The sequence below is a fragment of the Nonomuraea sp. NPDC049129 genome (assembly GCF_040648495.1).
Taxonomy (GTDB): Bacteria; Actinomycetota; Actinomycetes; order Streptosporangiales; family Streptosporangiaceae; genus Nonomuraea.
Genome location: NZ_JBEZDU010000034.1, coordinates 1 through 20,096, shown reverse-complemented (window position 1 = coordinate 20,096; position 20,096 = coordinate 1). Strand labels below are relative to the sequence as shown.

Sequence of the window (20,096 nt, the reverse complement as noted above, 5' to 3'; positions counted from 1 at the left end):
CTCCGTGACGGTCAGGGGCGGCAGACGAAGCCCATGAAGTAGCGCTCGACCTTGACGTCCAGGACCTCGGAGAACTCCTCGGCCAGGATCTTCTCGACCTCCGCGCTGCGCAGGAGCTGCGTACGGTAGGAGCCGGTGCGCACCCGCCCGCCCGTGGCGCGGATCAGCAGGGCGGTGCTCAAGAACAGGGCGGTCCTGCCGAAGTGCTCGAGCGCGCCGTACCTCTTGCGCTGGAACTCGTGGAAGTGGTCGGCGATCCACACGTTGCCGACGAAGGTCCCGCCGGGCTCTACAAAGGTCTTCAACCTGCGCAGCACCTGCCGCACGTCACCGAGATGGTGGATGGCGTCGATGCACAGCACCAGGTCGGCCGGCTTGAGCCCGTTGTCCTTCCAGAAGTCGCCGAGCAAGAGCTGGAGCGCGTCGTGCTTGACCCGCTCCCGGGCCAGCTCGAGGCCCTGGGCCGAGATGTCCAGCGCGGTGATCTCGCGCACCTTCGTCCGCTCGGCGACCAGACGGGTGAACTCGCCGGTGCCGCAGGCGAACTCAAGCGCCCGCTCCGCCTCCGCACCATATGTCGACAGATAACCGGCGATCGTGTCCTTCTGCAGCAGGAACTCGTCGGCCAGGATGCTGTGCCGCTCGGCCGAGTCCCTGTCCCAGAACCTCGCCGCCCAGTAGTCCCTGCCGTCCGGCGGGACCCCCTTCAGTACCGCCCGGCCCGTCTCGGCCATGAACTCAGCGAGCATGTGCCAACCGCTCCTCTCGTGTGTCCCACCACTGGTGGTTGTCCGCGTACCAGCGCACGACCTCGGCCAGGCCCGCGTCGAAGTCGATGCCGGGGGTGAAGCCGAGCTCCTCGTGGATCTTCGTGGCGTCGACCGAATACCTCAGGTCGTGCCCCTTGCGGTCGGTGACGGCCCGCACCCGGCTCCAGTCGGCTCCGCAGAGGTCGAGCAGTTTGGCGGTCAGCTCCCTGTTGGTGAGCTCGACGCCGCCGCCGACGTTGTAGATCTCACCGGCGCGGCCCCGCTCGAGTACGAGCTGGACAGCCCGGCAGTGGTCGTCCACGTGCAGCCACTCGCGCACGTTCCGGCCGTCCCCGTAGAGCGGGACGTCCCGCCCGTCCAGCAGCCGGGTAACGAACAGCGGAATGACCTTCTCGACGAACTGGTGCGTGCCGTAGTTGTTGGAGCATCGCGTGATGGACACGTCCAGGCCATGGGTCCTGAAGGCGGCCCTGGCCATCATGTCGGCGGCGGCCTTGGACGCCGCGTAGGGGCTGTTGGGCTCCAGCAGATGGTCCTCGCGCCAGGATCCCTCGGCGATCGAGCCGTACACCTCGTCGGTGGAGACGTGTACGACCTTGGCGACCCCCGCGGCCAGGCAGCAGTGCAGCAGAGTCTGGGTTCCGGCCACGTTGGTGCGCACGAACTCCGAGGCGGCGACCAGCGACCTGTCCACATGCGACTCCGCGGCGAAATGGACCACCGCGTCGTGCCCCGGGAGCAGGTCGAGCAGCAGGCCCTCGTCGCAGACATCGCCGCGCACGAACGTCAGGCTCGGGTGATCCATGGGCAGGTTGGCGGTGTCGCCGGCGTAGGTCAGCTTGTCCAGCACGGTGACGCGGGAGCCCTCGTAGCCGGCGCGGTCTCCCCGCAGCAGGCTCCTGACGTAGTGGCTCCCGATGAAGCCGGCACCGCCGGTGACCAGGATGTTCACGTCGCCAGTTCCGCGTAGGTGTGGTCGCCGACGATCAGGCGGTGCCGCCGGGGGTCGGCGGGCGAGGGGACGACGGTCGACGATCTGCCGATGACCGAGGCGTGGATCCCGTGTACGCCCCTGACCGAGGTGCCGTCCAGGACGATGGAGTTCCTGATCCCGGCGTCGTGTACGGCGCAGCCGCGGCCGAGCGCGGTGTGCGGGCCGATCACGCTGTCCTCGATCACGCTGTCCGCGCCGATGATGACCGGACCCTCGATCTTGGACCTGCGGATCCGTACGCCGCGCTCCACCACCACCTGGCCCGACAGGCGGCTGCGCGCATCGATCTCACCGGCCAGGCTGCCCTCCAGGCCGTCGAGCAGGGCCCGGTTGCACTCCAGCAGGTCCTCGATCTGGCCCGTGTCGCGCCAGAAGCCGGAGAACACCTGGGCGCGGACCTTTCTGCCCCGCTCGACCAGCCACTGGATGGCGTCGGTGATCTCCCACTCGTTGCGCCGGCCCATGCCGATGCTCTGGACGGCCTCGTGGACGGCCGGGGTGAACAAGTAGACGCCCATCAGCGCCAGGTCGCTCTTGGGTCGCTGCGGCTTCTCCTCCAGGCCGACGACCCTGCCGTTGGCGTCGATCTCGGCGATGCCGCACGCCGATGGGTCGGTGACCTTGGTCACGATGACCTGGGCCGCCGGGCGATGCTCATGGAACTCCTCCACGAAGTCGGAGATCTCCCCGAGCAGCACGTTGTCGCCGAGGTACATGACGAAGTCGTCGTCACCGAGGAAGTCACGTGAGATGAGGACGCAGTGGGCCAGGCCCAGCGGCTCGCTCTGCGAGATGTAGGTGATGCGCAGGCCCAAGCGCGAGCCGTCGCCCACCTCCGCGCGGATCTGTTGGCCGCGGTCGCCTACGACGATTCCCACGTCGGTTATCCCGGCCCTGCGAATGTTCTCCAGACCGTGGTAGACGACAGGCTTGTTGGCGATCGGCACGAGCTGTTTAGGCATCGAGTGGCTGAGGGGACGCAATCGCGTCCCAATCCCGCCTGCCAGGATCAGAGCCTTCATAGGTGAATTGGTATCCCGTCGATCACGACTGTCGTTTGAGGATCGCTGGAGCCCGGCAGGTGACGCGCGCGAGCACGTCGGCGATCACCGCCTCGGCGGCACCCTCACCGCCGCCGTCCGCCGGTGCCCGCCAGGCGACGAAGCCGTCGGGGCGGACGAGCAGCGCGCCGGACTCGGTCACGCCGTGCGCCGCCGCCCACTGCCCGGGATCCGCCTCCAGGTCGGTGCCGACGAGGTAGACGTCGACGTCATGGGCGCGCGCCACGCGGGCCCACGCCTCCCCCCGGGGCCCCGCGAGGAGGACGTGGCGCGGGCCGTACAGGTCCAGGGTGGAGATCTCGTGCCCGGCCCGGCGCACCGCCAGGTGCGGCGCGCGCGTGCCCGGTGCGCCGGTCAGCTCCCTGGGCGGCACGGCGGCCGGGCCGCCGGGGTCGGCTCCGCAGATCACGCCTGACAGGTAGCGGTAGCCGAACACGACGGCGTCGTACTCCACCGGCTCGGCCCCGTGCTCCACCTGGACACCGGACCGCTGGCGGAGCTGCAGCAGCGCCTGTCCGAGGGTGAACTCGGCCACCGGGCGCCGCTCGTCCTCATAGCTGTCCAGCAGGGCGGGACCCGCCTGCCCGGACAGCACGGCGTGCAGCTTCCAGGCCAGGTTGTGCGCGTCCTGGATACCGGTGCCCGCGCCGAAGGCCCCCGTGGGCGGCATGACGTGCGCCGCGTCGCCCGCGAGGAAGACGCGGCCGTCGCGGAACCGCTTCGCCACCTGCGCCGCGATCTTGTAGGTCAGGACCTTGACGCCGTTGGCGAGCTGGGGGACGAGGGTGACCTCCAGCTCGGGCACGCCGATCGCGGCCCGTACGAGCTCGACGCAGGCGGCGTCGTCGGGCTGCCCCGTGCCGGGGGTGTTGAAGACCCAGCGATTGTCGGTGCCGTGCGGGAACAGGACGGTGCCCTCGGCGGGGACGGTGAAGTGGCAGGAGGCGATGAACGTCTCGCGTGCCGGATCGTGCCTGCCGCGCAGGGGTACGGTCAAGTCCGCGTCGAAGACCATGCTGAGGACCTCGGAGATCGTTCCTGGTCCTTCGACCTCGATGCCCGTGAGCGCGCGCACCGTGCTGTGGTGGCCGTCGGCACCGACGAGGTAGCGCGCCCGCACCTCGCGCTCACGCCCGCTCGCCAGGTCCTCGAGCGTGGCGGTCACCCCGTCGTCATCCTGGGTGAAGCCGGTCAGAGCGGTGCCGAACCTCAGGTCGGCACCGAGCTCGGCGGCGCGGGCGCGCAGCAGGATCTCCAGCCGATCCTGATCGATCATGCCCCAGCCGCTGGGGCTGACCTGCTCTCCCCCGGCCGCGTCGGTGGGCGGCCGCTGCTCGGTGCGCCGCAGCTCGGCCCCGGCGAGGGTCTCCACCTTGAGCATGGCCACGGACGCCATCTCGCCGACGTAGGTACGGGCGGCCAGCACCTCGTCCTCGATTCCGGCCTGACGGAGCAACTCGGCGGTGCGCGGGTTGATCGTCCGGGCTCGGGGGTGAATCAGCGTGCCCTCGTGCCGTTCGGCGAGCGTCACCGCCACCCCGCGCTGGGCGAGGAAGACCGCGCAGGCCAGCCCGGCGGGACCGCCTCCCACGATCAGCACCTCGGGTTCGGTCATGGCCGTCTCCCATCCGGTCGCGCGGGTGTCTGGCATTGAGGAGGTACGACATGGGCCTGCCGTTTGATCGATTCCAGCAGGGCCGCCTGGCGGACCGCGGCGGCACCGTGCTCCTCATGCTTCACCGGATCGGCGCAGGCCCCGGCGAACGCGGTGAGCGCGCCGAGGAACTGGTCGGCGGCGGGCAGCACGTGTTCCTCCCGCACGCCGGGCCGCTCCAGCCTGAGCACGGGGCGCGCCTCGGGCGGCGGGGTGAACGCCCAGTCCAGCGAGATGCGGCCCGCACTTCCCCAGATCGCGTAGGTGCAGCGGTAGAGGTGGGTGAAGCCGAAGTCACACTGGGCGGTGACGCCCTGCCCGTCGACCAGCAGCGCCGAGCCCGCGACGTCCACACCGGTCCGCGGGTCATGCCGCAGGACGGCGCCGGCCACCTCGGCGTCGGGACCGAGGAAGAGCTGCGCGGCGCGCACGGTGTAGGTGCCGGTCTCCAGGAGCGCTCCGCCGCCCAGCTCGGGGTCGTACCTGATGAGCGAGAGGTCGGCGGGCGGGATGCCGAAGGAGGCGCTGAAAGCACGCGGCGTCCCGATGGCGCCCTCGGCCACCAGTTCGCGGACCCGGTCGTGCTGGCCGTGGTGGAGGAAGGTGAAGTTCTCCATGAATGCCAGGCCGCCGGCCGCGGCGGTCCGCGCCAACGCGGCCGCGCCGGCCGCGTCGGCGTTGAGCGACTTCTCCACCAGGACGTGCTTGCCCGCCCGCAGCGCGGTGGCGGCCCACTGCTCGTGCAGCGCGTTCGGCAGCGGTATGTAGACCGCTTCCACGTCGTCGCGTTCCAGCAGCCGCTCGTAGCCGGTCACGGGCTCGCAGCCGAACCGGCCGGCGAAGGCCGCCGCCCGCTCCGGCGCGCGGCTGGCCACGGCGACCAGCCGGAGCCGGTCGCAGCGCTGGATCGCGGGGATGGTACGCCGCCAGGCGATGTCGGCCGCGCCGAGCACACCGATGCCCAGCGGCCTTCCCGTGTCCGGGTTACCAGGAGACATGGAGGCTGAGCGGTCGGGGGAAGGCTGTGGCGGTCAGCCACTCGATCCCGTCCTCTTGGTCGTCGAGCGCCAGTGTCGGCAGCCGCCGTACGAGCTCTTCCAGCAGGACCCGCAGCTCCACCCGGGCGAGCTGAGCGCCGAGGCAGTAGTGCATGCCGGCGCCGAAGGCCAGGTGCGGATTGTCGGCGCGCTCCAGGTCGAGGGTGCCCGCGTCGGGAAAGACCTTCTCGTCCCTGTTCGCCGAGGTGAAGAGCGGGATGACCGGGTCACCCGCCGGGATGCGGACGCCGCCCAGCTCGACGTCCTCCGTCGCGATCCTGAGCGCCCCGAACCCACTGGCGATCTGGGAGTAACGCAGCAGTTCCTCCACGGCCCGCTCGGCGAGCTCGGGCCTGGCCACCAGCATCGCGTACCGCTCGGGCCGGGAGAGGAGCTGGAGCAGGGAGTGGGCGATCGCGCTGGTCGTGGTGTGGTAGCCGGCGACGAGGAGCGTCATGCCGAAGGTGATCAGCTCCTCCTCGCTCAGCCGGTCGCCCTCCTCGTAAGCGGAGACCAGGGTGGTCAGGACGTCGTCACCGGGGTTCACCCGCTTGTCCTCGATGAGGCCCGCCAGGTAGACCGCCAGGTTCATCCCGGCTTCGGCGGTCTCCTCGGCGCTCACCTCGGGTCCGGGCACGCTGAGCAGCCGGTCGCTCCAGGCGCGGAAGCGCTCCTGGTCGTCCACCGGCACGCCGAGCAGTTCGCAGATCACGGTGACCGGCAGGGGCAGCGCGAGCGCCGCCACGGCGTCGGCCGTGGTGCCCCAGGCCGTCATCGCGTCGACGAGATCCCCGGCGATCTCCGTCACGCGCGGGCGCAGAGCGTCGGTGCGGCGGCGGCTGAAGCCCTGGGCGACCAGCCGCCGCAGCCGCGTGTGCGCGGGCGGGTCCAGGTTGACGATCGACCTGGACCCGCGCGCGATCGGCAGCAGCCTGGGCGCCTCGGGCGCGGTGGCCAGCTCCTTGCTGAACCGGGGATCGCCGCAGACCGCCCGCACGTCCTCATGACGCGTGACCAGCCACCCGCGATGCCCGGTCGGCAGGGTGACCCTGGCGACGGGTTCCGTCTCCCGCAGCTCCGCGTATTCGGGAACGGGCTCGCCGGGGTCGGCGGTGACGAACGGGAAGAGCCTGTCGTGCATGGGCACTCCTTGTGTCGGGGGCTTGACGTTCAGGTGTCCGTCATCCTGCGGACCTCGGCGAGCCACCGGTCGGCGAGCCAGGCGGCGTCCGCGTCGGGCACGGCGTCGCGGCGGTAGCGCAACAGACCGCCGGAGCCGGGGCGCAGGTGCAGCGCCACCTCGGCCATGACGCTGCGCAGCGGCACGTCGATCAGCTCGGCCTGGACGTCGTCGGCGAGGGTGAGAACGCGCTCGGGGGCGAGCTCCTCGACCTGCAGGTAGGCCTGCAGCAGCGGGTGCCGCCGGTGCTCGGCGGGGACCTCGGGCATGAGCTCGTCCACGGACAGGATGGGGGAGCTCATCGCGGCGCGCAGCTGGCGGGCGGCGGTCTCGACGAGCGCGGCGGGCCCGCGCTCCGAAGGCGGCAGCCGCAGCGGCACCAGGGAGGCGAAGCAGCCGACGACGTCGTCGGCCTCGGGCAGCGACCTGCCGGAGACGGGCGTCGTCACCGCGAGGTCCTGGGTACCTGTGTAGGCGCGCAACGTCTCCACGTAGGCCGCCGCGTAGACCGCGGTGGCGGTCCCGCCCGCCGCCGTCCCCGCGCGGGCCGCGGCCTCGGCTAGGGCGGCGGGCAGCGGTATGGGCAGTTCGCCCGCGGGCCCCTGCATGGACAGCCAGGCCGTACGGGGGAAGCGCATGTCGCGGACGCCATCGGCGAGCTCGCGCCAATATCGTACGGCTGCCGCCCTGCGCGGCTCCTCCCTGGACCGCTGGCGGGCCAGGGTGCGGTAGTAGAGCGGGGGCGGCCCGTCGAACGGCGTCACGCCGCCGGCCAGGGCGCTGTAGGCACGAGCGAGGTCGCGGCAGAACACCTGAGCCGACCACTCGTCGAAGGCGATGTGGTGGACCGTCACGGCCAGCAGCCAGGTCCCGTCGGCCGAGGGGAAGAGCCTGGCTCGGATGGGGATGGCCGCCGCGAGGCGGAAAGGGGCCAGGGCCCACGCCCGCGCCGCGGCCAGGGCGTCCTCGCCGGCCCGTGACGTGTCGTCCAGTTCCAGCAGCCCCGCGGTCTGCTCGGGCGTCAGCAGCACCGACACCGGGCCGGCCGCGCCCGCGGAGAAGCGTACCCGCAGCGCCTCGTGCCTGGCCGTCACGGCGTCCAGGGCCGCGCCCAGCTTCCCCAGGTCGAGCGGGCCGCGCAGCCGGTACAGGATCGGCAGCATCGTCTCGTGCAACTCGGGGGCGACCTGCGCCGCGTGCCAGAATCCCGACTGGGGGAAGGGAACGTGCGGCGGGCCGCACCGCTCCTGCTCCTCCGGCCGCCACGCGCGCGGCTCGCCGATCTCCTCCGCGCCGTCGGCGGCCACGGCGGGCCGCCCGTCCAGCAGCACGGCCAGCGCCTTCGGCGTCCGGTGTTCCAGCACGTCGGCACCGGTGATCTCGCGCGCGCACAGGGCCAGCAGCCGGTTCGCCAGCCGGATGGCGGTCAGCGAAGTGGCTCCCGCCTCGAACAGGTCGTCGCCGGGAGCGACGGGCCGGTCCAGCAGGTCCCCCGCCACGGCGCACACGATTCCCACCGCCGGTCCCACGGTTCCTGCCACCGGTCCCGCTGATCCCACCGCTGGTCCCGCAGGTCCCATCCGCGTCCCGGAAGGACGTCCGGACGGCGGTCCAATCGGTGGTCCGGACGACGGTCCCCCGGTGACGGGCTCGATGGAAGGGAGCAGCGCGATGAGCGCCTCCTGGTCGACCTTGCCGTTCGGCGACATGGGCAACGCCTCCACCGGCACCGCCAGGTCGGGCACGAACCCCGAGGGGAGCACGGCGGCCAGACTCGCCCTGACCGCGTCGGGCGTGATCTCGGCCCCCGGTTCCGGCGTGTAGAAGACCGCCAGGCGTGCGGCGCCGTCGGGGGCGGGGACCGCGACGACGCTCACCCTGGTGATGCCGGGGATCCGCTCGGCCGCCCGCTCCACCTCCTCCGGCTCGACCCGGACACCGCGGATCTTGACCTGCCTGTCCCTGCGGCCGACGAAGACCAGGCGGCCCTGCTCGTCGCGGCGAGCCAGGTCTCCTGTCAGGTAGACCCGATGGCGTTCGCCGTCGAGTGTCAGGGTGGGGAAGGCCCTGGCCGTCTGCTCCGGGTCCCCGCCGTACCCGAGTGCCAGGCCGTCTCCCGCGGCCGCGATCTCCCCCACCTGGCCGTCCGGCACCGGACGGCGCTCGTCGTCGAGCAGGTACACCGAGGTGTTGGCCGCGGGGGTGCCGATCGGGATCTCCGGGGGCAGTTCCGGGCCGGCCAGCTCCCACCGGGTCGTGGTGATGGTGTTCTCGACGGGCCCGTAGGCGTTCACGATCCGCAGGTCGGGGTGGCGGCGCAGGAGGATCTCCAGGTGCTTGGCCGACGCGCGCTCGCCTCCTGTCACGAGCAGCCGCAACCCGGCCAGGCAGCCGGGGTCGTCCTCGGCGAGCGTGTTGAGCACCGCCGACGGCACGCACATCGACGTCACACCGCCGGCCAGTGCCGCCCTGATCTCCAGGGACGACAGATGCGATCCCTCGTACAGCACACAGGTCCCGCCGCGGATCAACGGCACCCACAGCTCCAGGGCGAACACGTCCCAGGCCACGGGGGCCGCCTGCAGGGTGACCATGGGGCCCTCGGGGATGTGCGGCAGGTCGTAGGCGGTCCTGACCACCCCTCTGTGCGGCGCGAGTACGGCCTTCGGCTCGCCGCTGCTCCCGGAGGTGAGGAAGACGCAGCAGGCCTCCGTACCCGGCCCGCCGCGCTCCCCCGCGCGTATCCGCCCCTCGTCGGTCAGCAGCGTGGCCGGCTGGATCGCTCCCGGTACCTCGGGATCGGCCGTGACGCACACGCGGACGCCCGCCCGCGCCGCGAGCTGCCGGTACCTGGGCAGCGGCCAGTCCTCGGGCACCGCGGCGTACGTGGCGCCGCAGATCAGCACCCCGAGCAGCACGGTCACGAGTTCGGGCCCGCGTGACAGCCGGACCGCGACCACGTCCCCCGGCCGCACGCCGCGCACGGCGAGACCGGCTGCGACCCGCTCCGCGGCCGCCAGCAGGGCGGCGTAGGAAATCGGCGCGCCCCGCCAGCGCAGAGCGGGCGCGTCGGGATGGCCGGCCGCCGCGCGGGCGACCAGCACTTCGACCCGATCCCCGTCCGGATAGCCGACCTTCGGCCCGTGCGACCCGGCCGGCGCCTCGACCCGGTCCCCGTCCGGCCTGGCCTTCGACCCGTGCGACCCGCTCATCGTGTGCTCCCCGCGAAGGCGAGTTCGGTCAGCGTGCGGGCCACCAGGTCCGGGGTGGGCTGGGCGGCCGACTCGGCGCGCAGGCGGCCGGCGGCCAGGCCGTAGGCGGGGGTGTCCAGGAGGTCGTCGACCAGGCCGGCGAGCTTGTCCGGCCCCGTCTCCTCCAGGAAGGCGAAGCGGCCGGCCCCGGTCCGGGCGAGTTGCCGGGCGTTCAGCACCTGGTCGGGCACGGGTGGCAGGACGAGCTGCGGAATTCCGCAGCTCATGGCCGTCATCATGCCGCCGAGACCGCCCTGGCTGACGAACAGGTCGCAGGTCGGCAGGATGAGCTGCAGCGGCACGCCCTCCACCACCCGCATCCCTTCGGGCACCTGGCCGATCTCCTCGCGCGCACCCGGTGGCACCGCGGCGACGATCTCGGCGTCGACGCCCTTGAGCGCCCGCAGGACGTCACCGATGCGGAAGGAGCGGCGGTAGAAGCTGCCGACGACATATCCCCAGGTGACGCAGATCCTGCGTCGCTCGGGCGGCTCGGCCAGCCAGGCGGGCACCACGCCGGGGCCGTTGTAGGGGATGTAGCGCATCCACAACCGCCGTACGTCCGCGTCCACGTGCTCGGTCGGCCCGATCTGCATGCTGCGCGGGCACGGGTCCACGGTCGCCACGCCCAGGGTGTCGATGGCGTCCAGCTTCAGTGCCGCCCGGTGCGGAGCGAGGGCCTCGTGCGCGAACTCGTGGAAAAGGTAGCTGTAGTCCACCCCCCAGCCGTGCCGTACGGCCGGGATGTCCAGCAGGGCCGCGACCATGGGGCCCGCGTAGGTGGTGGCCTCGTACACGATCAGGTCGGGGCGCCAGGCCCGGGTGAAGTCCAGGCTGTCGGCGAGCATGGCCTCGGCGATGCGCAGGTAGGGCGCGAGCGTCCAGATTCCATGCTTGCGCAGGTCCGGCCACTCCAGCGGTCGAGTCCCCTCCTCCGCGACCAGGTAGCGGTAGCCGCGCTGCAGCAGGGCCTGGTCGAGGGCGGGCCCCGCCGGTACCGCGGGCAGCCCGGCCTCGGTGATCGTGGGGATCAGCGTGGGCTGGCTCACCACTCGCACGTCGTGCCCGGCCAGGCGGAAGGCCCAGGCCAGTGGCACCAGCGGGAAGAAATGCGTCTTCCAACCCCACGTCATGAACTGGACCCTCATGTCATGTCCCTTTCGTGGGCCTTCCCCGGCAAGTGCGCGGTCCCCTGCAAGTGCGCGGTCCCCTGCAGGTGCACGGTCCCCTGCAGGTGCGCGGCGACTTCGGCGGGCCCGGGCCGCCGCCGGTTCTCCCCGCGCAACTCGCGCGCCGCCGCCGCGTGCCCCGGCTCACTGAGCGTCTTTTCCACGGCGGCGCGGATGTCGGCCGGCTCTCGTGCCTCGGGCGGCAGGTGGACGCCCGCGCCCGCCGCCGCGATCCGCTGCGCGTTCAGGGTCTGGTCGGGTAGTTGCGGCACGACCACCATCGGGACGCCCGCGACCGCCGAGGTCATCACCGTCCCAGAGCCGCCCTGCGTGACCAGCAGGTCGCAGGTGGGCAGCAGCAGGTGGAGCGGGAGCATCTCGACGACCCTGACGTTGGCGGGGACCGTACCGAGCGTCTGCCGGTCGCGCTCGGAGACCGCCGCCACCACCTCGATGTCGGCGTCACTCAGCGCGTCCAGAACCTGCGCGATCCCGCTCCGCCCGGCGGCGAAGGTGCCCATCGTGGTCCCCCAGGTGACACAGACTCTGCGCCGATCCGGCGGATCGAGCAGCCAGCGGGGCATGACGCCGCTGCCGTTGTAGGGGAGGTAGCCGACCGGCAGAGTCGGGCAGTCGGTGGGAATCTGCAGGCCTGCCGGGCAGGGGTCGACCGTCACCACGCCCTGCGGGGCGAAGGTGTCGACGCCCAGCCGCTCGCGGTGCGGGTCGAACACCTCGAGCTCGAACTGCCGCGCCTGGTACTGGAAGTCCACGCCCCACAGGTGCCGTACGTTGACGATGCCCAGCGCGGCGGCGACGAGCGGGGCCGCGTACGTGGTGGGCTCGTGCACGATGAGGTCCGGCTGCCAGGCCCCGGCAAGGTCGAGCAGGTCCGGCAGCATGGCGTCGGCCATGCGCTCATAGAGCGCCAGCGGGCGGCGCTTGCGGGGCGCGCCCCGCTCATCGCGGCTCATGTCGAGTGGCTGTCCCTGCGCGGCGGGACGGCTCATGAACCGCCGCATGATGTCCGAGCCGTCCACGTCGTGCCCCACGGCGACGGCCGGCAACCCCGTCTTGACGATGAGCGGCAACAGGCTCGGCTGGCTGGCCACCCTGACCTGGTGTCCCCCTGCCTGGAACGCCCATGCCAGCGGGACCATCGGATAGAAGTGCGAAGGCCACGCCCACGAGGCGAACAGAACCCGCACAAGCACCTCCAGACGTCGCGATCTGCCGCCAGCATCCGCCGCGGCCCTCAAGCTGGGGTCGAGTACGGCTCACGCCACCCGCTCGGCCAAGCCGAGGATGCCCGGCAGCCCGGCCACGACGTCGTGGTACGTCGGCCGCCCCGCCATCTCCCGCCCCAGGTGCCTGAGCGGTGCCCGGTGCCCGGTGCCCGCCAGGAGCTCGGCCACGGCCGCCCGCACCCGGTCGGCCGTGAGCTCGGCCGGCGGGACGACAAGCCCGGCTCCGGTGGCCGCGAACTGGTGCGCCCGCCAGGCGTGGTCGGGCAACTGCGGCAGGACCAGGGCGGGCACGCCGGCGGTGACCGTCGTCAGCAGACTCGCGTCGTCCCCCGCCGTCACCAGGACGTCGCAGCCGCGCAGCGCCTCCGCGAGGGACGGGGACTCCCCCGTGACCTCCACCGTGACCTCCACAGTGCCCGTGACCTCCGCCGCGGCCTCCAGCGCCGCGGTGACCAGGCCGGTCACGGCCTGCTGCTCAGGCAGCCACCAGCTCTCGGCGCCCATCGCCACGCAGACGCGCCCGGCCCCGGCGGGCAGCGGTCCCGGCGCTCCGCTGTGGGGAACGAAGCGCACGGGCAGCCGTGGCGACCCGTCAAGGGCCTGCATGCCTGTCGGGCAGGGGTCGATCGTGACGGTACCCGACATGTCGGCGTCCGCCAGGCCGTGTCGGGCCCACAGCGGCTCCAGCGCCGCCGCCTCCACGGCCTGGGTGATCCAGCCGAAGTCCATGCCCGGCAGGTGCCGTACGGCCGGCACCCCGAGCACCCGCGCCACCAGCGGGCCCGCGTAGCCGCGCGGGCCGAAGACCACCAGGTCGGGCCGCCAGCACCGGGCGAACTCCAGGGTCTGCCCGATCGCGGGACCGGCCAGCCGCAGCCCCCGCTCGACCGAGCCGACCAGCGCGTCCCGGTAGGACAACGCCCACGGCGTCAGCTCGCCTGACGGGTCGGCCAGTTCCTTCGCGAGGTACAGGGCTGGACCGTACCCCGCGTGGTACTGGGCGGTGACAAGAGCCGCGCACTCGTCGGCCGCCGGCAGCTGCGCGCGCAGCGCGGCTCCCACATCGGCCGGTTCTCCGACGGCCACCGAGGCGAGACCGGCGTCGCCCGCCTCCCGCTCCATCGCGGGGGTGGCCGCGAAGCGCACCTCGTGCCCGGCGAGCCTGAACGCCCACGCCAGGGGAACCAGCGCCCTGGCCGGGCCCGGGCCGCCGTACCCGGGCGTGAACAGCACCCGCAGGCTCCTGGCGGGCGGCCGCGCGGGCATCGCGCGTACGGAGGGCACGGTGTTCGCGGTGCTCACCGTACTCACGGTGCGCTTCGCCGAGCCCGCCGCCCGGCGCGCCCGGACCCGTGGCCCGGTCAGCGACTCCAGCTCGGCCACCACGCGCGCGGGTGCCGCCTGCGCCTCCGACTCGGCACGGAGGGTCGCGGCGGCTTCGCCGTACCCGGGGGTCTCCAGGAGTTCGGCCAGATGGGACCTGAGGGTGTCGGGGTCGGCTTCGTGCGGGAGCACCACGCGGCCGGCGCCCGTCGAGGCCAGCCGTTCCGCGTTGAGCGCCTGGTCGCCCACCTGGGGGGCCACGAGCTGGGGCACCCCGTACGCCAGGGCGGTCATGACGCTGCCCATGCCGCCCTGCGAGACGAAGGCCGCGCAACTGGGGAGCAGCAGGTGCAGGGCGAGGCCGTCGACGAGGCGGACATTGCCCGGCAGCGGGCCCATGTCACGCGCGGCCTCGGCCGTGACGGCGGCGACGATCTCGACATCGAGCTTGGCCGCGGCCTCGACGATCGCGCCGGTGAGGGAGCCGGAGGTCATGTGGATCCATGACGTCCCGCCTGTGACGCAGATCCGGGGCCTGCCGGGCGGCGTCAGCAGCCAGCCGGGCATGACGGCGGCGCCGTTGTAGGGCAGGTAGCGGGCCCGCAGCCGCTCCACGGTGACCGGCACGTCCGGGCTCGGCGGCACCTGCATCCGCTCGGGGCACACGTCCACGGTGATCGCCCCCGTCGTCTCCAGCGGGTCCAGGTCGAAACGCGCGCGCAACGGGGCGAGGGCCTCATCGTCGAACTCGCGCAGCAGGTAGGGAAAGTCGACCCCCCACAGATGCCGTACGGCGGGCACGCCGAGGTCGGCGGCGGCGACCGGGCCCGCGTACGTGGTGGGCTCGAACACCACCAGGTCGGGCCGCCATGCCCGGGCGAGCGCGAGGGTGCCGGGGATCATCTCCTCGGCCAGGCGTACGTAGAGCCGGGAGTTCAGCGATCTGAGGTGGCGCAGGTCGGCCGGGCCGCTGGACCGGGTGCCTGGCCGCCGCGGCCCGCCGACGTCGCGAATGGCGGCTCCGACGTCCCGGCTGTGACCCACGGCGGAGATCGGCAGCCCGGCCCGGGTGACCGCCTCGGTCATGGCCGGCTGAGTGGCCACCAGCACGTCGTGCCCGGCGGTCCTGAACGCCCAGGCCAGCGGGACCATCGGGTAGAAGTGCGTCGGCCAGGCCCAGGAGGTGAAGAGCACGCGCATGGGATTCAGCCCTCTCAGCGAGCTGTCAGGATGGCGATGAGACGGGCCGCCACATCCGCGGGGGCCGGGCGAGCCCGGATCTCGTCGCGCAGGCGGACCGCGGCCTCGAGGTAGGACGGGGTGTCCAGCAGGAGCGCCAGCTCCCGCCGCAGGATGCCGTCCTGGATCTGGTCCGGGGTGAGCGCGCGCCCCGCCCCGTGTTCGGCGACGCGGCGCGCGTGGGCCAGGTGGTCGGGGAGCTGACCCACCGCGAGCTGGGGGACGCCGCGGACGAGCCCGGTGAGTACGGTGCCCGCACCGCCCTGGGAGATCAGCGCGTCGCAGCCCAGGAGGGTGCGGCCCAGCGGCTCGTCCTCGACGACCCGCACGGTCGGCGGTAGGTCGCCGAGCAGGCGCCGGTGCCCGGAAGCCGCCGCGACGACCACCTCGAGCGAGGGATCGGCGGCGACGGCGCGGGCGACGCGGCCGGCCAGGAAGAGCTCGTCGTCGAGCCTGGCCATGGTGTGTCCCCAGGTGACGCAGACCCGGCGACGGCCGGCGGCGGGCGGCGGGAGTGCCCGGTCGCCGTCGCCGTGCGGGATGTAGTCGCCGTGCGGGATGTAGCGGATGGGCAGGTCTCCCGGCCGTGCGGGTCCCGGCCAGGGATCCACGGCGGGGGCGGTCACCGGGTCGATCGGGGGGAGCCCGAACCGGTCGCAGAGGGGTTCGAGCGCCCTCGTCACCGCGACGGCCGCCGGTCTGAGCAGGTCCAGGCCGTACAGGTGGCGGATGGCGGGGACGCCGACGGTGGCGGCGGCGACCGGGCCCGCGAGGGCCGTCGGGTCGTACAGGACCACGTCGGGAGCGAACTCCCTGGCCACGTCCACCAGATCGCCCGCCATCTCCTGGGCCAGATCCGCGAAGAGGCCCAGGACCCGCGGCGCCCCGCCGGGGCGGGGCGGCGGGACGGAGCCCGCGACGGAGCCGACGGCGAAGCCGCGGAATGCCGGGAGGACGTCGAGGTCGCCGCCGACCGCGACGGCCGGGAGCCCTGCCGTCGCGGGGATGCCCTTCACCGCGGGCGGGACCGCGAACAGCACCTGATGGCCCGCCGCGGCCAAGGCCCCGGCCAGCGGGAGCATGGGATGCACGTGCGTGGCCCAGCCCCACGCCGTGAAGAGCACGCGCATCAGAAGGTGAACGCCGATCGCATGCTCTGGGTGGCGGGATCGCCGGCCTGCTCCAGGTGGTCGGGGATGCCGAGCAGTTCCTCGGTGGTGCGCAGCAGCGAGTAGTGGTTGAAGAACACGTCGGACTTGGCGCCTGGGCGGGTGGACGGGGAGACCACGAAGGTGGGCACGTGGCAGGTCTCGCTGCGGGTGGTCACGCACTCCTCGTCGGTGCCCAGGCCGTACCCCTCGTCGAAGGAGACGATCACCGCGGTCTTACCGGACAGGTACGCGCGGCTGGACAGGATGCGCAGCAGCCACCCGCCGAGCCAGGTGTCGCCCGCGGAGATCTCCGTACCCGATATGTCGTGGTCCTTGTCCGCGACCAGGAACGAGAACGCGGGCAGAGTACCGGCGCCCAGGTCGTCGTGGAGCGCGCCCGACCTGGGCGTGCCGGCGGGGACGTTCCAGCGGGCGCAGTCGTCGGCGATCTGCGGGTAGTAGGGCGCGGGGTTGTGGTGCACGACGTACGGCTCGGCGTCGGTCGCCCGGCAGTTCTCCGGCATCCCGTCGGAGTAGATCCGCCATTCCCTTCCCTGCGCCTTGACCTGGTCGAGGATCGAGGGGAACGGCGCGTAACAGTAGTCGGGGACGCCGGGGTCACAGGAGGCCGGCGCGCCGTGCCAGTCGACCCCGCTGGTGGCCGCGATGTAGTTGCGGAAGGAGGGATGGGTCATCCCGTAGTAAGAGGTGGCCGTGCCGCACTGGTGGGCGAGCAGGTTGAACGCGGGCGCGTCTTTGTTGCCGATGAGCTGGCCGTAGGAGGTGTTCTCCAGCCAGATCCAGATCACATGGTCGTAGGTCTGCGGCGCCGCCGAGCGCCAGCCGCACGGGTAGGCGAGTGTGGCGGCCGCCGCCGGCGAGGTGAGCAGCGGTGTCAGGCCGATCAGCAGCGCCAGCATCATGAGCGTTCTTCGCACGGGACCTCATCAGTTGTCGGATCGGTTACCAGGGGATGCTTCGCCGGGACCGGAGGAACTCGCCGGTCGGCCCGTCGTCGGGGAGGGTGGCGGCCCAGACGACGTCGGGCGCCGCCTCCTCGGGCGAGGTCGTGGCCTGGGGCATCATGCGGGTCCTGACCATGCCGGGGTTGACGGCGTTGACCAGGACTCCGGTGCCGTGGACGCTCTTGGCCAGCACGACCGTCAGCGCGTTGACCGCGACCTTGGAGACTGTGTAGGCGGGGGTGCCCGCGTGCAGGCCGCCCGCGAAGGAGGCCGTGCCGCTGGAGACCATCACGACGCGGCCCCAGCCGCGTTCGACCATGCCGGGGACGAAGGCCCGCGACACCCGCCACGAGCCGAGCGTGTTGACCGCGAGGGTCCGCTCCTCCACGGCCGGCTCACCCGCCCGCCCGTCCAGCAGGATGCCCGCGTTGTTGACCAGGATGTCGACGGCGCCGACGCGGTCGAGGGCCTTGGCCACCGACTCCTCGTCGATCACGTCGAGCCGGACCGCCAGCGCGTCGTGCCCGATGGCGCGGGCGGTCTCCACGGCGGCCTCCCGGTCGCGGGCGGTGACGATCACCCGGTGCCCGTTCCTGGCCAGCAGTTCGGCGACCGCGCGCCCGAGACCTCTGGCGGCACCGGTCACCAACGCGGTTCTGCGCGTCATCGCGACCTGCCCACAGAAACCGCCGAGTTCGCCGAGGTCGCCGAGGTCGCGGCGGTGGTCGCAGTCGCCGCAGCGGTCGTCGCGCTCGTCGCGGTCGTCGCCGTCACGGTCGTCGCGGTCGTGGCGGTCCTGGCGGTCGGCTCGACCAGCCCGGCCAGTCGCTCGAGCTGGTCGGCGCCCGCCGCGCAGGGGAAGAACACCAGCTCGTCGCAGCCCGCCTCGGCGTGCCGGTCCACCACCGCCGCGACCTGCGCCGCGGTCGTCACCGCGCCCGAGGCCACCCGCCCCGCGTAAGGGCCGAGCCCGCCGTAGCAGGCGTCGACGTACGCGCTGACCTGGTCGTCCGCGCCGGGCCCCAGCGCGTAGTAGACCAGGGCCATGAGCCTCGGCCGGTCGGTGCGGCCCGCCGCGCGCCACGCGGCGGTGAGCCGCCGCACCCGCGCCTCGTACGGCTCGGCGGAGCCCGCGCCCGCGATCCAGCCGTCGGCGTGCAGAGCCGCTCTGCGCAGGGCGGCCGGCGAGTGACCTCCCACGATGATCGGCGGCCCGTCGCCGGACAGCTCAGGGCCGACCCGGGCGGCGCCTCGCCAGACGCCGCGCATCCGCGCCAGCATCTCGTCCAGGTCCCGGCCCCGCTCGGCGAACGGCGCGCCGGTGGCCGTGTAGTCGTCCTCGCGCCCGCCCACGGCCACGCCCAGCATCAGGCGGCCGCCCGTCAGCAGGTGCAGCGTCGCCGCCTGCTTGGCCAGTAGCGTGCCGTTGCCACGCAGGGGGCCGAGGAGCACCGTCGTCGCCAGGCGCACCCGGGTGGTGGCGCCCGCCACCATCGCCAGCGTCACCATCGGCTCGTAGTTGCCGAACACGACCCTGTCCAGAGCCGCGACGCCGGCGAAGCCGTACTCCTCGGCGGCGCGCGCCCATCCGACGACTTGGTCGGGGCCCGTGCCGGGAACCATGGCCGGCAGGCCAACACTTATCTCCATGGGACAGTCCTTGTCGGAGGGACAGCACCTCACCCGAGAAGGTGACAGTGGCGTCTTGAGTCCCGATCGAGGCGCGCTCGCGGGGCGCTCTCCGCCCTCCAGCGAGCCTCGAGGCGGTCCTGCGATGGTGAGGACATGCGTGTGATGATCACCATGTGGGCCTGGGGTCCCTCTCACTACCAACCGCTGGTTCCGCTGGCCTGGGCGTTCCGGCTGGCCGGACACGACGTGATGATCGCGACCCAGCCCCGGCTGACGCGGCACGTGCTGCGCTCAGGGCTGCCCGCGATGCCGCTGGGCACCGACGAGGAGGTGAGCGCGGCGGTCGAGCGCTTTCTCAAGCCGGGAGCCCTGCCCCGCAAAGTGCAGGTGGGCGGCAAGACCGAGTCGCGCACCATCAGGGATTTCGCGCAGATCGCCGAGGCGATGGCCGGGCCTCTGACGGACGCGGTGCGGGCCTGGCGGCCCGACCTGATCGTCTTCGAGGAGACGACCTACGCGGCGCCGCTGGTGGCCGAGCTGACGGGGGTGCCCGCCGTACGGCACCTGCTGGGCCTGGACTGCCTGTCACCGCTGCGCTGGACGGAGTCGCCCGCGCTGGCCGAGCTCACCGAGCGGCTGGGGCTCGGCATGGTCGACCTGGCGGGGCGGGTGACGGTGGACGCCTGCCCGCCGAGCATGCAGGTCGAAGGCGACTTCCCGCGCCAGCTCATGCGCTATGTCCCCTACAACGGCACGGCCGAGCTGCCTTCCTGGCTGGACGGCGGCAAGCGCCCGAGAGTCTGCGTCACCTGGGGTACGAGCATGTACCGCTTCGAGTACTACGATTTCGTGGCCGGGAAGATCATCAAAGCGGTCGCGGAGCTCGGCGTGGACGTCGTCGCCGCACTGTCGGAGGCCGATCGCCGCGCGCTGGGCCCGATGCCGGACAATGTGCACGTGGCCGAGACGGTGCCGCTGGGCGCCGTGCTACCCGGCTGCGACCTGGTCATCTCTCAGGGCGGCATGGGGACCACACTGACCACCGCCGCCTTCGGCGTGCCGCACCTGATCGCGCCCGTCCTGCCCGACCACAAGGTCAACGTCGGTCAGCTCGCCAAAACCGGCGCCGGTGACGTGCTGGACGCCGGGGCCGACGCCGCCTCCATCGCCGCACGGGTCGCCGAGGTGCTCGCCACCCCGTCCTTCGCCGACGCGGCGCGCCGCGTCCAAGCGGAGATCGCCGCGCAGCCGCTGCCGGCCACAGTGGCCGACAAGCTGGTGGAGCTGGTGCGCTAGGAGCGACTTCCAGAAAACGGGGCGGGGGGGGGGGGGGGGGCCCCCCCCCCCCCCCCGCGGGGGGGGGGGGGGGGGGGGGTGAAACCCCCCGCGGAGTAAGGGAGAGGGCGAAGAAAGTAGGGCCGGG

Annotated in this window: 15 protein-coding genes; 1 reads left to right on the top strand and 14 read right to left on the bottom strand. The window is 72.9% G+C overall.

What is annotated here, in order from left to right; all coding sequences use genetic code 11:
* Window positions 1-11 precede the first annotated feature (11 nt).
* The 14 genes from AB0B64_RS53420 to AB0B64_RS53355 form a co-directional block, all read right to left on the bottom strand.
* The gene (locus AB0B64_RS53420) at window positions 12-749 is read right to left on the bottom strand and encodes a class I SAM-dependent methyltransferase (protein WP_357959364.1); all 738 of its coding nucleotides are present in this window, start codon (window positions 747-749) and stop codon (window positions 12-14) included.
* Window positions 739-1,722, bottom strand: a complete 984-nt coding sequence (rfbB, locus tag AB0B64_RS53415) for a dTDP-glucose 4,6-dehydratase (protein WP_358201221.1) — start codon at window positions 1,720-1,722, stop codon at window positions 739-741. The genes AB0B64_RS53420 and rfbB overlap by 11 nt, the downstream gene beginning before the upstream one ends.
* On the bottom strand, window positions 1,719-2,786 hold the full coding sequence (locus tag AB0B64_RS53410) for a glucose-1-phosphate thymidylyltransferase (RefSeq protein ID WP_357959359.1): 1,068 nt from the start codon (window positions 2,784-2,786) through the stop codon (window positions 1,719-1,721). Before AB0B64_RS53410 ends, rfbB begins: the two co-directional genes overlap by 4 nt.
* A gap of 22 nt (window positions 2,787-2,808) precedes the next feature.
* On the bottom strand, window positions 2,809-4,440 hold the full coding sequence (locus AB0B64_RS53405) for an FAD-dependent oxidoreductase (RefSeq protein ID WP_358201213.1): 1,632 nt from the start codon (window positions 4,438-4,440) through the stop codon (window positions 2,809-2,811).
* A complete protein-coding gene (locus AB0B64_RS53400) occupies window positions 4,437-5,477 on the bottom strand; it encodes a Gfo/Idh/MocA family oxidoreductase (protein ID WP_358201206.1) in 1,041 nt (346 codons plus the stop codon). Before AB0B64_RS53400 ends, AB0B64_RS53405 begins: the two co-directional genes overlap by 4 nt.
* Window positions 5,464-6,657, bottom strand: a complete 1,194-nt coding sequence (locus AB0B64_RS53395) for a cytochrome P450 (protein ID WP_357959349.1) — start codon at window positions 6,655-6,657, stop codon at window positions 5,464-5,466. The genes AB0B64_RS53400 and AB0B64_RS53395 overlap by 14 nt, the downstream gene beginning before the upstream one ends.
* A gap of 29 nt (window positions 6,658-6,686) precedes the next feature.
* Window positions 6,687-9,908: an AMP-binding protein gene (locus AB0B64_RS53390; RefSeq protein ID WP_358201196.1), complete on the bottom strand. Its 3,222-nt coding sequence runs from the start codon at window positions 9,906-9,908 to the stop codon at window positions 6,687-6,689.
* The gene (locus AB0B64_RS53385) at window positions 9,905-11,095 is read right to left on the bottom strand and encodes a nucleotide disphospho-sugar-binding domain-containing protein (protein ID WP_357959343.1); all 1,191 of its coding nucleotides are present in this window, start codon (window positions 11,093-11,095) and stop codon (window positions 9,905-9,907) included. Before AB0B64_RS53385 ends, AB0B64_RS53390 begins: the two co-directional genes overlap by 4 nt.
* Window positions 11,092-12,324, bottom strand: a complete 1,233-nt coding sequence (locus AB0B64_RS53380; protein ID WP_357959340.1) for a nucleotide disphospho-sugar-binding domain-containing protein — start codon at window positions 12,322-12,324, stop codon at window positions 11,092-11,094. Before AB0B64_RS53380 ends, AB0B64_RS53385 begins: the two co-directional genes overlap by 4 nt.
* A gap of 69 nt (window positions 12,325-12,393) precedes the next feature.
* Window positions 12,394-14,886 (bottom strand): nucleotide disphospho-sugar-binding domain-containing protein, encoded by a 2,493-nt coding sequence (locus AB0B64_RS53375; protein ID WP_358201189.1) that lies wholly within the window; start codon window positions 14,884-14,886, stop codon window positions 12,394-12,396.
* A 14-nt stretch (window positions 14,887-14,900) separates the two neighbouring features.
* A complete protein-coding gene (locus tag AB0B64_RS53370) occupies window positions 14,901-16,055 on the bottom strand; it encodes a nucleotide disphospho-sugar-binding domain-containing protein (RefSeq protein ID WP_358201184.1) in 1,155 nt (384 codons plus the stop codon).
* A complete protein-coding gene (locus tag AB0B64_RS53365; RefSeq protein WP_357959331.1) occupies window positions 16,055-17,014 on the bottom strand; it encodes an alkaline phosphatase family protein in 960 nt (319 codons plus the stop codon). The genes AB0B64_RS53370 and AB0B64_RS53365 overlap by 1 nt, the downstream gene beginning before the upstream one ends.
* Before the next feature lie 25 nt (window positions 17,015-17,039).
* A complete protein-coding gene (locus AB0B64_RS53360) occupies window positions 17,040-17,708 on the bottom strand; it encodes an SDR family NAD(P)-dependent oxidoreductase (protein WP_357959328.1) in 669 nt (222 codons plus the stop codon).
* Window positions 17,705-18,691 carry an LLM class flavin-dependent oxidoreductase gene (locus tag AB0B64_RS53355; protein ID WP_358201175.1) on the bottom strand — a complete coding sequence of 329 codons (987 nt, stop codon included), beginning with the start codon at window positions 18,689-18,691 and terminating at the stop codon, window positions 17,705-17,707. Before AB0B64_RS53355 ends, AB0B64_RS53360 begins: the two co-directional genes overlap by 4 nt.
* Window positions 18,692-18,826: 135 nt before the next feature.
* Here AB0B64_RS53355 and AB0B64_RS53350 point away from each other — a divergent pair, with 135 nt between their 5' ends.
* Complete coding sequence (locus AB0B64_RS53350) at window positions 18,827-19,969, top strand: nucleotide disphospho-sugar-binding domain-containing protein (protein WP_357959322.1); 1,143 nt, start codon at window positions 18,827-18,829, stop codon at window positions 19,967-19,969.
* The last annotated feature ends 127 nt before the right edge of the window (window positions 19,970-20,096 follow it).